We start from the raw sequence: 12,911 nt of genomic DNA, 5'->3' as shown, positions 1-12,911 counted from the left end.
ACTCAATGAATGCATTCCCAGTCGGAAACTGGGAACGAGGAAATGTTTATCAAGCTAGGTTTTTAGGACTTGTGTGTACACCGTAGCTTAAAAAGGGAGGAACCAGAATCAAAGTCTCCCAATTTATCGGGGGATTCAGGGGGATCTAAAATTTTTGATACCGACAAGAGGACTTTTAAAATATCCTCTTCGGTTAGAGTGAATTATTTATTTTTGAATAATACAGTAAAAATACTACCATTTGGATGATTATCTTCGATGGTGATTGTACCGGAATGTGCCTCGATCGCCATTTTGCAGAAAGCCAATCCTAAACCAATTTGCGAAATTTCTGGCATCAGAGTTCCAATTTCATACTTCTCGAAAATGATTTGTCGTAAGTCTTGACGAACTCCCGAACCGGAATCAGCGACTTGCACTTTAGCACCACCTGCTGCCAAATACTCTCCTCGGAGGATGACTTGAGAATTGAAGGGGGAGAACTTAATGGCATTGGAGAGCAAATTATCCAGCACTCGACGAAAGATCACTGCATCTACTGCAACAATGCCACCAGGTTCGGGAAATTCACGTATCAGGGTCAGGTTTTTTTGAGTAGCGATCGCCTCAATATCTTCTACAGCTGATATACACAGCGCACAAAGATCCACTTCTGTGTAATTGAGAACCATTTTGCCAGATTCCAACTTTGCCATAATCAGCAAATTATCAATTAACGATTGTAGTTGTTGTCCAGCAAGTAAAATTTGATCGACTTTTCCTTGCTGTTGTTCCTGTGAGAAACCTGGCAACCGAAGAATCTCTGCTCCTAAGATAATACTGGTAAGCGGATTTCGCAGATCATGCACAATCATATTTACCATGTCTTCTCGCGTCTTGAGCAATACTTGCATACTGTCGTATTGCTGCTTAATCCGCAACATGGAATTAACTCTAGCTCGTAATTCCACACCGTTGACGGGTTTACTAATGAAATCATCTGCACCCGTCGCCAGACATCGAGCCAAATCTTCTTTCTCGGTTAATGCTGTCACCATAATAATCGGCACTGCTTGCCATTGTGGATCGGCTTTGATGCGCCGGCAGACTTCCATCCCATCAAGATCGGGCATCATCACATCTAATAAAATCAGATCGGGCTGAAAACTATCGAGGCGATTTAGAGCTTGTTGACCACTAGAAGCGTAGTAAAGCTGGTAGTTTTCACCATCCAGTAAGGTTTCAACAACGTCAAAGTTATCGGGTTGATCGTCGATCACTAAAATAGAGGTTTGACTATCCATCGAAAATTTCCGTTACCTGCTTAAGAGTTCTTGAATTGTGGTTACAAGCTGTTTAAGTTTTATCGGTTTGGTGAAATATTCGTTAGCTCCAGCCGCTAAACAAGTTTTGCGATCGCCAGGCATGGCTAAGGCCGTTAGTGCAATGATTGGAATATGCACAAATTGCTGATCGTTACGGATACGGCGCATTGCTTCCAACCCATCCATTCCCGGCATTTGAATGTCCATCACAATTAAGTCGGGGCGTTGAACTCTAACAAGGTCAATAGCTTGTTGTCCATTGTTTGCCAGAATCAGATGATACCCTCGACCTTCAAGATAGCCGGACATAGTATCAATATTTGCTCGATTATCTTCTGCCAGTAAAATCAAAGGAGTGTCTAGAACTGCTTCTGGTACGCCAATTAGATTTGGTGGTTTAGAATAGGCAGAATGTTGTAGTTTATCTATAGTTGCTTGAAGTTGAGTGCGGGTAATGGGTTTGACCAGATATTCAAACGCTCCCTGAGCTAATCCTTTGCTACGCTCATCCACAACTGAAATGATGATCGCTGGAATATTTTTGGTTTTTGGGTTGGTCTTGAGTTGATTTAGCACCTCCCAACCGGATAGATTAGGTAGTTGCAAATCCAGAATAATCAGAGCAGGTTGAACGCGCAGCACTTCTTCTACGGCTCCTTCACCTTTGGGATAGATGATGGGTTGCATTCCCATTTCGCTGAAGTAGCGAGTAATTTGGTCAGCCGCCGCAACAGAATCTTCGATAATCAAAACTTGAGCATTCTCAGCAGGTAAGTGATGGCTGGGCAATAAAGTAGTTGCCTGCGTTATTGACACATTGTCTCTGGTATGATATGGAATACAGACCGTAAAACAACTTCCCTCTCCAACTTCACTCCTAACTAAGACCGTTCCTCCATGTAGGGCTACAATCTTTTGTACTAGTGCCAAACCTAGACCAGTGCCACTGTACTGACGGTTAAGGCTACTGTCAAGCTGGATAAAAGGCTGAAACAACTTGCCAATTTCTCCGGCAGCGATACCGATGCCGGTGTCAGTAATATGGAAGCAGAGGTTTGGGGAGGATGAGGGGGACAAGGAAGAATTTACTCCCCCTGCCTCCCCTGCCTTCCCTGCTCCCCCTGCCTCCCCTGCCTCCCCTGCCTCTGCCCCCCTCCCCCTCCACCCGGACTTCTAGCGTTACAGATCCGCCGTCTGGTGTGAATTTGACAGCGTTACTCAGCAGGTTGATCAATACCTGACGCAGACGGCGATCGTCTACTTGGATGCTGTGAATATGCTCAGAAATATGAATACTAAGACCAATATTCTTTTTCAAAGCCATCTGTTTAACAAAGGCAATGCTGGTATCACAGAGGCTCCTGACAGAAACATCACTCAATTGCAGTTCTAGTTTGCCAGATTCGATTTTAGACAAGTCTAGAATGTCGTTGATTAGTTCTAACAAATGCCTACCACTGCGCTCAATAGTCGCGATCGCTTTTACTTGTCTTGCATTGATGGAGCCAAACACACTTTCTTGTAAGCCCTCTGACATTCCCAAAATCGCATTGAGCGGTGTTCGCAGTTCATGGCTCATGTTTGCGAGAAATTCGTCTTTGAGGCGAGTAGCGCGAGCAAGTTCCACGTTGGCGTTAGCAAGTTGCTCATTCGTTTGCCGCAGTTGTGCTTCGGCTTGTTTGCGATCGCTAATATCAGTAACCCGTACTAGATTCATGGTACGTCCGGCTACAGTAATTGGTTTAGCTGCAATGTTTCCCCAGAAAATTTTACCCTGAAGAGTAACATATTCAATCTCTCGGCTCCAGACACCTTTTGACTGCATATCTGTGACGATCGCATCGGTTTCGCTAGCAGTAAATGGACGGTACTGGAGTCTCTGCCCATTAATATTGAGCAATTCAGCTTTGTCAACTGCCTCAAACAATTCTACGGCCCGTCGATTGCAATCCAGAATAAGCAGGGTTTGCGGGTCAACCAAAAAAATGGCATCGGCAGATTCGTTAAAAATTGCTTCTCGCAAATCCTGATTGTGGATAAGTTCTTGTTCGGCTTGTTTGCGTTGTGTAATGTCAATATGGCAACCAATCATCCGGAGGGCATTCCCATCTTGATCCCACGTAATCACATGGCCGGAACAAATGACCCAAACAGTAGAACCATGTTTATGTCGATATCTCACCTCGTTGTAAAAAGGAATTTGTCCACGACTTTGGATGTGTCGGTTGAAAAGTTCCAAAACACCCGGTAAATCTTCTGGAAAAATTAGGCTTTGCCAACTCTCTGGTGTATTGGGCAATTCATGATCTTCATAGCCAAACATCTGCTTGAAAGTTAAGCTCAAGTACTCCTGATTGCCAGGAATATCCCAGTCCCAGTAACCAGCTAGAACTACTTCAAGAATCTGCTCCAAAAGATGTAATTCAATTCGCAGCATTTGAGTGCGTTGCAGTTCTTGCTCTGAAAGCTTGCGTTCTGTGATATCCGTTAACACACCCAGCATTCGCAGCAGTTGTCCGGTTGCGTCATAAACTCCCCGTCCTTTTGCCGATACCCAGTGAATGCTGCCATCTTGCCAGACAACTCGGTATTCGACAGCATAATCGGTTTGTGTGGCGATCGCCTGACTGAGTTCCATCTCAACCCATTCCCGATCCTCTGGATATAATTGATTGAGCCACTTTTCATAAGTCCAGTTGGCATCACTCAAATCAGAACCAAAACAGTAAATTGTATTCTCACTAGCAAATATTTGATTGGTGATTGGGTTTAACTCCCAGTAGCCAATACCAGTAAAATTCAGGGTAAGTTTGAGTTTCTCTTCGCTGGCTTTTAAGGCTGCTTCTGTCCGTTGGCGTTCTGCCAGTTCTGCTTGTGCTTGCTGATATACACTTCCCTGTTGAATGGCGATCGCTATTTGCACCGCTAGTTGATCTAATAAATCTAGTTCTACTGATTGCCAGTGGCGAGATGCACTACATTGATGAACAATTAATAATCCCCATAACTGTTCTTTGACTAAAATGGGTACTACCAGATTGGCTTTGACTTCAAATTGTTCTAGAATATGCAAATGATAATTTGTTAATTCAACCTGATAAATATCGTCAATTGCTAGTTTTTTCCCTTGGCGATAGTCACTTTCGGCTTCTTGTTGAAAGCAAGTAAAAAGAATTTCCTTTCCTAGAGCCACCGTCCAGCCTGGAAGCACTGACTCCGCCACAATTGTGCCGCTCATATCTGGCTGAAATTGATAGACTACTACCCGGTCGGCTTTCAAAAACTGCCTTACTTCTGTCGCTGTGGTATGCAGAATTTCTTCTAGTTTAAGAGACTGACGAATCCGTAAGGCGATCGCAGCAATCAGTTGTTGTTGTTCCCGACTTTGTTCTAACTGTCGAGTCAGATGCATTCGTTCAACGGCATGATGAATAGCACCTTGAAGAACTTCAGCCGTGAGTTTATCTTTAACCAAATAATCTTGGACACCACTTTTCATCGCACGGACTGCGATCGCTTCATCCCCTTGTGCTGTTAGCATAATTACAGCAGTTTGGGTATGGTTATAAGATTCCCAAAATTGCTGAATAAACTTTAGTCCATCCCCATCAGGCAACACAAAATCCAGCAAAATAATATCTGGTATCTCCTGCTGACACCATTTCAGTGCTTGCGTTGCCGTCTCAAGCTCCAAAATCCGATAGGTATACACGCTGTCCTGCTTTAAAAAACGACAATATGCTTCGCGATCTTCAGCGCAATCAATCAGCAGGATTGTGAGGCAAGAAGGATGACTCATAAATTTAATATAAAAACGCGATCGCGCTTCACAAAAATTATACCTCGATAACCATTGTGTTAATAGCCTGATGGAAATCGAGTCACACCTAGACAAGAAAGATACAAAATGCCTGAGACATCTCAATATTTGTCGGGTTTTGGGGAAAAGGGTAAGGGGTAAGGAGAAAGAAAAAATCTTAGGACTTACGCACTGTACAACTTAATCATGGTATGAATATACGAAAATTGGTCGTTTCAGCCTTTTATTAATCGTTCTTCGATGGTCATCTGTAGGGGTAAAGCACATTGCTCACTGGTGTCAACTTAACGCGAAACCGCATGTCCGCCAGGGATTGTAAATCCCTGTCTCATAGCTAAAGTCATCTGAAGATTCTCTGGCGGGTTATGAAGCCCGCAGCGAAGCTATTTTTGGCTTAAGTTGACATCAGTGAGAAATGCTAAACCCCTACGACAGACGTGCTTTTTCAAAGAATCCATATTTGGTATTTTCTGTTAATGCGTAAGTCTTAAAACCTTTAACCTTTTCCCTTTACCCTTTTCCCCAAACCCATTTTTCACAACCAGGTTTGCACAACATGACCCTTCAACTGTTGTCCTAACCAAGGTGTATTTTGTGAAAGTGTATAAAGACTTTTCCGTTCGACTTTCCAGGTTTGCTGAGGATCAAATAAAGTAAGTTCTGCTGGTTGATGAGGTAGAATTGCACTGACTTTCTGACCCAAACACTCTGCTGGACTGGTACTCAATGCCCGCCATAATTCTAAAGCTGTAAATTCTTCAGTTTCAACAAGATATTGCCACAGCAGAGGTAATGCTAACTCTAAACCAATTGCTCCGGCTGGTGCTTCGGCAAAAGCTTGGACTTTTTCTTCATAGCTGTAAGGTGTGTGGTCAATAGCGATCGCATCTATCACACCTGCACGCACCCCTGCACGCAACGCCGCCACATCACTGGGATTACCTAAAGGCGGGTCTAAATGCAAGCTGGTGTGATAACTCTTAATAGCTTTTGTATCAAGTAAAAGGTGCATCCAGGTGGTGCTGGCGGTGATGGGTAAACCAGCAGCCTTAGCTGAAGCGATTAATTCCACACTGCGAGCTGTGGAGACACGCATAATATGGACTGGTGTGCCTATAGTTGCAACCAATTCAAGCATAGCTGCGATCGCAGTAGTTTCAGCGCTAGCGGGAATTGGGGGTAAACCAAAACGCAGAGCATTCGCCCCTTCTCTCATTACACCATTTGCTGCTAACTGGCGATCGCTAGGCCAAAATGCTACAGGTTTACCCAACGGCTGAAGATACTCTAACACTCGCCGCACCAGCGCCAAATTTTCTAACGGCTTACCATCGGTAAAACCAACAACTCCAGCCGCCGCTAAATCTGCCAACTCCGTCAATTGCTTTCCAGCAACATCTAGGGTAATAGCACCCCAAATATGAAGCAGGGGAGCAGGGGAGCAGGGGAGCAGAGGAGACAAACTCTTCTCTGCCCCTCTGCCCCCCCGGTCAGCGTTAGAGGTTTCTGCCATAGACCTCTGCCCCTCTGCTCCTCTGCCCCTTTGCCCCTCTGCCCTCTTCTGCTGCAACTGTGCCACAAGGGCAGGGTTATCAATAACAGGGGATGTATTGGGTAAAATGCTAACTCTGGTAAAGCCGCCAGCAGCAGCAGCTTGTAAAAAAGACAAGAGGGTTTCTCGGTCTTCAAAGCCAGGTTCACCAGAGTGGCTGTACAAATCTATTAACCCAGGGCCAAGAACTAATCCCTGACAATCTCTAATTTTAGTATCAGAAGTGATATCAGAAATGTGTGAAGCTACTTCTCGGATATAACCATCAGCAATCAACACATCAAAGATTTCATCTATTTTAGAAACTGGGTCAATCACCCGTACTTTTTGCAGCAGTTCAATCATAAAAGTTTTTAGTTATGAGTTATGAGTTATGAGTTATGAGTTAGGACTTAAGTAAGTAGGCATAATTCAACATAAAGTAAAATCCTAGTTCGTAATCAGCGATTCATCGCTCGAAGCAAGGATTATTAGGACTAAAGTCCTTACTACAAACTTTAATTTATTTACGTCTAGCTACTTATGAGTTATTTGTTTTTCAGTCATTGCTTCTAACTTTATTCCTCACTCCTAATTTCTAACTCCTCACTTCTCATTCCTCACTCCTAATTTCTAACTCCTCACTTCTCATTCCTCACTCCTAATTTCTAACTCCTCACTTCTCATTCCTAACTCAGCACTTACAAAGCCCCCGCTGCTGTTTTATCTAGTACGCCTCCACCGAAGTGAGTGGTGATGTTCATGGCTTGTAATACTGGTAAACCATCGATTCCAGACGGGTAATCGATAACGCTAACTGCGCCATTACCCTGACGGAAATTCCAGAAATTTTCTAGTGATAAACCTAGAATGTGACAAAGCAAGGTTTTATTTGTAGCGTCATGAGCTACAACTAATACAGTTTTGAATTGATTAGTTGATGCAGCTTGCACAATAGATTGCCAAGCTGCAACGCTGCGTTCCCACACTTCTTGCAAATTTTCCCCTTCAGGCATTTGCACTTGGGCTGGTACTAGCCGCCAGCGCTGCAACTCTCCTGGAAACTCTTGCTCTATCTCTGTTTCTAATTTTCCTTCCCAGAGTCCGTGACTGATTTCTCTTAAACCATCTTGCAAGTCTAACTTTACATTTGGATGTTGTTTTAAAATAATCTTTGCTGTTTCTTTAGGGCGCAGCATTGTGCTACTGACAGCAAAATCAATCGCTACGTCTCGGAGAAATTCACCTGCTTTTTGCGATTGTTGTCTACCGTTGTCGTTAAGGGGGACATCAATTTGTCCTTGAAACCTAGTTTGGCGATTCCAGTCGGTTTCACCGTGACGCACCAATAACAATCGTATTCCTTTATGATCCGGTCGCAATGAGGGTAAAGTCTCTCCCGTGTGTTGCGTCTGATTTAAGGATTCTAGCTGGACTGGTTCGCCCAATCCCCCGGCAAAATTTAGTACGGTAATGCCACAGTTAGATTGTTGTATTGAATGGTAGCGACTTGGGGGAATTCCCAAGGCTGTGCTAATGAGAGCGCGATTAATACCGTTATGTCCCACTATAAGAATAGTTTCGCCTTGATGTTGGGACAAAGTTTCTTGCCAAAATTGCCGCGCTTGTTCATATATGGCAAGAACAGGAAAATGTTCTCTTGTCCCTTGTGCATCATTTATCAGCATCCGCAGTTCGTCGGGGCGCTGATGCCAAGTGCAGTAGTCTTCGGCAAACTTCTGCTTGACTTCGGCAGTTATCAGCCCTGCCCATACGGGGAGGTCGATTTCTAGCAGTAAATCAGAAACTTGAATTACAGCAGATTGTTCAGAAGTAGTAGCTAACTCGCTATGAATAATATCTGCTGTGTGTTTCGCTCGTTGCAGAGGACTGCTATAAATAGCATTAAATAAAATATTGCTGAGGGCTTTGCCAACTTTACTTGCATCGTTACGACCTTTTTCGGTTAATGTTGACGCATCAGTGCGTCCCTGAATACGCCGCTCGGTGTTATAACCACTTTGACCGTGGCGCACAATGATGACACAAGTCATCTCAAAGCCCTCCTGTATCTAGACGATTAATTTTACTGCAAAATGATTGCAGAATTACCGACTTAGGAAGGCCGATTTAGTCAAGTGAGAAATTTTACTCTTGTAGGGGACGTAGAATAAGCAGCAAAAATAGCCGTAGGGTTTGCTCCCCGCAAGCCTATCGTGTACACACAAGTCGAATTACCCCCCTTAATCCCCCTTGGAAAGGGGGGAAACCAGAAAATCTTGTTCCCTCCCCTTTGCAAGGGGAGGGTTAGGGTGGGGTAAAACCAGGGGATTGAGGGGTGGGTAAAACCCCTGTGGGATAAGCATTTGAGCTTAAGTTTACACCAATGCTATGCCGTAGGCTAACGCACCTTCGATTGTTGACGGTGCGGCGCTTGGCAATAATATACTTTACATTAAAGCGTCAACTTTTATATCTGGTTATTCTCTCCCCAGATCCAACTGTACTTGCAATCCATCATTGTCACTCTCAGACTGAGCGGGTGTTAAGAAAATAGAAGTGTCTGGCTGTGATAATGATTCGTTAAAGCGGATTTTGACTGGAGCTTTATTGCCTCTTCTATTATTGTTAGAGATGCTTGCTGGATTAGTTTGCTCAAAAAATCTTCCAAAGTCATCTTGGGCTGTTCTTTGATCAATTCCAACTAGAGAATCACCAGTTAGTCTGTATTCTCCTAGATTTGAATTTGATGCTGGTGACTGTGCGTATACTTGGCTGCCTAAGTTTGCAAAGGCTGCCGTAATCCCCAAGAAAGCAATAATTTTGGCGTTCATTAGTTTTGTCCAAATTATCTTTAATATTGCTTGTCTATTATTCTCTGGGCAAATTATTTTAATTAACTCTATCGTTAGGTTCTATTACTATAATTGTATTGCGTATATACTTAGCGCGTCAATGATTTTTGCTGTGTGTTGAGTAAAATAAACATCATCATTCCTGTTCTAAAATCTTTTCTATATCTTTCCTTGCATAGAGAATCCGCACAAATTGAATGCTTTCATCTCGCTCAAAGTAAAAAATTAGATATTTTTTAAATCCTTTAACAGCCCATTTACGTAAACCTTGTAAACGAAGATTCTTCAGAGGATAACGGCTACCCATTTCAGGCATTCTTGCTAACTGTGTAAAAGCTTCTCTTACAGAGTCAAAAAATAAAAGACCCATGTTGGGGTTTTCTCAATACTTGTCGGTTAAGGGGAAAAGGGGAAAGGGAAAAGGGAAAGAAAAAACCTTTAACCTTTACCCTTTAACCTTTTCCCTAAACCAAATTCCGAGTTAAAAATCCTTAACCGAGCAGTATTGGGGGTTTTCTTGGGCAATGTAAGCAAAATAATCATCAATATCTAAACTGGCTTTGGGTGTAATTACTATCTGCTTTGTAATTATTTATTTTGATGCAGGTGGTTTATCAAGTTTGTGCATTTTTGCTGCCACCATTCATCATTAACTTCTATTGCTTCTCCACGTTTAACGATCGCACCTTGGTTGATGAGAGAATAGCGATGTCTGACAACAAACAGCTTCTCTACTAGATGCTTTGCAGGAGTATGCATCTACGCGAATAATCGGGTCATCGCCACAAGATTAAAAAATGCACTTATAGCCAGTGTTATCCTAAGAAATATTAGGAATTAACAATTACTTAGGCAAATGAGTATCACCGTTAATGTTTCTGAAGTAACTGCCAAGTTTTCTGAATTGCTGAGTCAGGTATTACTTGGTGAAGAGGTGGTGATTGCACAGAAAGGTATTCCAGTTGCACGCCTAGTCGCTCTCACAGATACAGCCTCACCTCGAATTCCTGGATTGGATAAAGGTAAAGTTATCATTGCACCAGATTTTGACGAGCCTTTACCAGAAGATATCCTAAATGATTTTGACAGTTCTAATCTAGTTTAGCGATGAGAGCTTTACTCGATACCCATGCATTTCTTTGGTGGGTAACAGATGACCCTCAGTTATCTTCCACCAGTCGCAGTATAATTGCTGATTCAGGTAATATCAGTAAATCGCAAAGTTTTTTCCAAGAGAGCGATCGCCAATATTTTGTAACTTGAGATACATTTTCTGCGAAACTATCTTAACCCGTAGGCTGGGATAAATTACTTTTACTTATAGTTAAGCAACTTTTAACGATTGCTAACCCGATGGAATATAAATACCTTTAACACTTCCATATTTGCGCTCAACAACTTGACGTAGAAAAGCTAACATTTGTTTAAGACAGAAAAGGTTACGATAAATTAATCGCCTACCCTTTAGTTTTCGACTAATCTTAAACCAAAGAAGATAAACCCAAATATTGACTAACACAAAAGAAATACCAACATATAATAATCTCAATACGGGCTTCTTATTATTTGTTCTGATTCGACATAGATTTTTTAATCTATAACTGCTTTCAATTCCAAATCTTTTTCGATAATCTTGATGAATGTAAGATAGGTTTATTTTCGACTTATAAACAACATAAGCAAAGTATTCAATACCATGTTGTTTTCTTGTCCCTTTTTTGTATTTGCAGATAATCCATAAGCTAAAGGTAACATTATTATCTTTCTCTTCACCCATTGTGTAAGTAGTTTTATAACTACTTCTGCCTTTAAGAAATTGATTTACACCACCCTTTTTTCCTCTTCTAATCGCTGGCATTATAAAGGGAATATCCAAGGCTTGCAACCACCTGATTACAGCGATACTAAAAAATCCTCTATCCAAATACAGTGTTTTTACATTTACTTTAATAGTCTCAAGTTCAGCTAATAAGTAGGTGATAATGGCAACATTTGTATCTAACCAACGTACTCCTCTAATCGCCAGTGTAATCCGTTTCCCCTTGGTTAATATATATAAAGTTGCATAGGCATAAAAAGAACAAGTTCCTGACTTAGCCTGACTTCTATAAATATAAGGGTCTTCATCACTATCAGGTTTCCCATAGTAAGGAATTAAATTTAAATCAATGGCAATTTTATGATATGCATTTTTAATACGATGAGGAATTCTACTTTTGAGAGCTAAATTGATTTGATTTTCTAGCTGCTCAAAATTATTGATTTTATCTAAGTGATACCTGATATCGCTACCACATGGACTACTATTTAAAACTTTTGTTGTATTCTCAATACTATCTCCACTACTTGCTGCTCTCACTAATATTTCAAATAGAGTTTTCTGATCGCAAACTCCTTGGGTCTCAATAGAAATATTTTCACTTAAACAATCCAGAACTTCGTCAAGGGTTTCTGAATCAGTTAGTGCAAGCTGTTTTGGTAAAGTCGTCAATGGTCATTATTTGGGTGGATGTACATTCTTGATAATTTCAGTTTTTGAACCTCTTTTATTGAATATAAGTTTTAATTATAAAATAGGTATTATTTAGAACTAACTTCTACTGAGTGTCTACTTAGCGATCGCTCTTTAGCAAAACTTTGCGATTTACTGAATATTTTATTTCTGAGCGTGGCAAGTGTCTGGGAGATTGTCATCAAGACTAAATCGGGTAAGCTAACTTTACCTGAACCTGTAGAAGAATATATTCCAAACCGACTAGCACTGAACCGCTTTGAGAGTTTAGACATTCAGATGACACACACTCTACAGGTTGCCAATTTGCCAAACATCCACCGAGATCCGTTTGACCGGATTCTGATTGCCCAAAGTCAAGTAGAAAATTTGCCAATTGTAACCATCGACCAAAAAATTGCACAGTATTCTGTCGAGACTATCTGGTAATCAAAGCTTAGAAATAACGATCGCACCTTGGTTGATGAAACAAAAGCATCGCTCAAAACTACTAGATTGCAAACTCTATCGCCTGGACTCGCTCTTTTAATTACGAATTAATTTTTTAGCCAATCGCCACAACAGATAACAAGGTAAAATTAATATCGCTAACAAGATTTGCACAAACTGACTTAATCGACGTAACCAGATAGCACGGGGAGTAGACTGGCGTTGTGGGATTGCTAGATTTTCTCGAATTGTCGCGGTAGTGGGATGATTAACTCCTAATACCCGTTGGCACATCTCCAAAGCTTCTACGTACAGAGGTTCGGCATCGCTGCCGCGTCCTTGGCTTTTGTAGAGTTCAGCTAAATTGTTCAAGCTAATAGCCACATTGGGATGGTCGCCAGCAAACAGGCGCTTTGTCATTTCCAAAGCTTCTACGTACAGAGGTTCGGCATCGCTGTAC

The 12,911-nt window shown here is 41.8% G+C and carries 13 protein-coding genes; 3 read left to right on the top strand and 10 right to left on the bottom strand.

What is annotated here, in order from left to right:
* Positions 1-203: 203 nt before the first annotated feature.
* The 8 genes from RRG12_RS40200 to RRG12_RS40165 form a co-directional block, all read right to left on the bottom strand.
* A complete protein-coding gene (locus RRG12_RS40200; RefSeq protein WP_069068542.1) occupies positions 204-1,283 on the bottom strand; it encodes a hybrid sensor histidine kinase/response regulator in 1,080 nt (359 codons plus the stop codon).
* Between the two features lie 12 nt (positions 1,284-1,295).
* Positions 1,296-2,381, bottom strand: a complete 1,086-nt coding sequence (locus RRG12_RS40195; protein WP_420763042.1) for a response regulator — start codon at positions 2,379-2,381, stop codon at positions 1,296-1,298.
* Positions 2,338-5,103 (bottom strand): PAS domain-containing protein, encoded by a 2,766-nt coding sequence (locus RRG12_RS40190; RefSeq protein ID WP_420763041.1) that lies wholly within the window; start codon positions 5,101-5,103, stop codon positions 2,338-2,340. Before RRG12_RS40190 ends, RRG12_RS40195 begins: the two co-directional genes overlap by 44 nt.
* Before the next feature lie 556 nt (positions 5,104-5,659).
* Positions 5,660-7,021, bottom strand: a complete 1,362-nt coding sequence (locus RRG12_RS40185; RefSeq protein ID WP_420763040.1) for a dihydroorotase — start codon at positions 7,019-7,021, stop codon at positions 5,660-5,662.
* 335 nt (positions 7,022-7,356) lie between these two features.
* Positions 7,357-8,709 (bottom strand): histidine phosphatase family protein, encoded by a 1,353-nt coding sequence (locus tag RRG12_RS40180; protein WP_420763039.1) that lies wholly within the window; start codon positions 8,707-8,709, stop codon positions 7,357-7,359.
* Between the two features lie 426 nt (positions 8,710-9,135).
* The gene (locus RRG12_RS40175; RefSeq protein ID WP_420763038.1) at positions 9,136-9,489 is read right to left on the bottom strand and encodes a hypothetical protein; all 354 of its coding nucleotides are present in this window, start codon (positions 9,487-9,489) and stop codon (positions 9,136-9,138) included.
* 157 nt (positions 9,490-9,646) lie between these two features.
* Positions 9,647-9,880 (bottom strand): type II toxin-antitoxin system RelE/ParE family toxin, encoded by a 234-nt coding sequence (locus tag RRG12_RS40170; protein WP_420763037.1) that lies wholly within the window; start codon positions 9,878-9,880, stop codon positions 9,647-9,649.
* 218 nt (positions 9,881-10,098) lie between these two features.
* Complete coding sequence (locus RRG12_RS40165) at positions 10,099-10,269, bottom strand: hypothetical protein (protein WP_420763036.1); 171 nt, start codon at positions 10,267-10,269, stop codon at positions 10,099-10,101.
* A 97-nt stretch (positions 10,270-10,366) separates the two neighbouring features.
* Between RRG12_RS40165 and RRG12_RS40160 the strand changes: the two genes are divergently transcribed.
* Positions 10,367-10,615 (top strand): type II toxin-antitoxin system Phd/YefM family antitoxin, encoded by a 249-nt coding sequence (locus tag RRG12_RS40160; RefSeq protein WP_069074142.1) that lies wholly within the window; start codon positions 10,367-10,369, stop codon positions 10,613-10,615.
* A 2-nt stretch (positions 10,616-10,617) separates the two neighbouring features.
* Entirely contained in the window at positions 10,618-10,773 is a 156-nt protein-coding gene (locus RRG12_RS40155; RefSeq protein ID WP_420763035.1) for a type II toxin-antitoxin system VapC family toxin, read from the top strand.
* 82 nt (positions 10,774-10,855) lie between these two features.
* On the opposite strand, the gene RRG12_RS40150 is transcribed toward RRG12_RS40155, so the two are convergent.
* Positions 10,856-12,001 (bottom strand): ISH3 family transposase, encoded by a 1,146-nt coding sequence (locus RRG12_RS40150; RefSeq protein WP_420763034.1) that lies wholly within the window; start codon positions 11,999-12,001, stop codon positions 10,856-10,858.
* Positions 12,002-12,157: 156 nt separating this feature from the next.
* Between RRG12_RS40150 and RRG12_RS40145 the strand changes: the two genes are divergently transcribed.
* On the top strand, positions 12,158-12,451 hold the full coding sequence (locus tag RRG12_RS40145) for a type II toxin-antitoxin system VapC family toxin (protein WP_420763043.1): 294 nt from the start codon (positions 12,158-12,160) through the stop codon (positions 12,449-12,451).
* Between the two features lie 96 nt (positions 12,452-12,547).
* Here the strand turns inward: RRG12_RS40145 and RRG12_RS40140 are convergent.
* On the bottom strand, positions 12,548-12,911 hold a 364-nt coding region (locus RRG12_RS40140; protein ID WP_420763033.1), incomplete at its 5' end, for a tetratricopeptide repeat protein.

The organism is Nostoc sp. CALU 546, assembly GCF_048836525.1.
This window is presented reverse-complemented; position numbering and strand designations above follow the sequence as displayed.

What these genes read in the sequence shown, in the direction of transcription:
- RRG12_RS40200 (WP_069068542.1), bottom strand. Translation starts at nt 1,283, where the DNA reads ATGGATAGTCAAACCTCTATTTTAGTGATCGACGATCAACCCGATAAC.
- RRG12_RS40190 (WP_420763041.1), bottom strand. Translation starts at nt 5,103, where the DNA reads ATGAGTCATCCTTCTTGCCTCACAATCCTGCTGATTGATTGCGCTGAA.
- RRG12_RS40185 (WP_420763040.1), bottom strand. Translation starts at nt 7,021, where the DNA reads ATGATTGAACTGCTGCAAAAAGTACGGGTGATTGACCCAGTTTCTAAA.
- RRG12_RS40180 (WP_420763039.1), bottom strand. Translation starts at nt 8,709, where the DNA reads ATGACTTGTGTCATCATTGTGCGCCACGGTCAAAGTGGTTATAACACC.
- RRG12_RS40175 (WP_420763038.1), bottom strand. Translation starts at nt 9,489, where the DNA reads ATGAACGCCAAAATTATTGCTTTCTTGGGGATTACGGCAGCCTTTGCA.
- RRG12_RS40170 (WP_420763037.1), bottom strand. Translation starts at nt 9,880, where the DNA reads ATGGGTCTTTTATTTTTTGACTCTGTAAGAGAAGCTTTTACACAGTTA.
- RRG12_RS40165 (WP_420763036.1), bottom strand. Translation starts at nt 10,269, where the DNA reads ATGCATACTCCTGCAAAGCATCTAGTAGAGAAGCTGTTTGTTGTCAGA.
- RRG12_RS40160 (WP_069074142.1), top strand. Translation starts at nt 10,367, where the DNA reads ATGAGTATCACCGTTAATGTTTCTGAAGTAACTGCCAAGTTTTCTGAA.
- RRG12_RS40155 (WP_420763035.1), top strand. Translation starts at nt 10,618, where the DNA reads ATGAGAGCTTTACTCGATACCCATGCATTTCTTTGGTGGGTAACAGAT.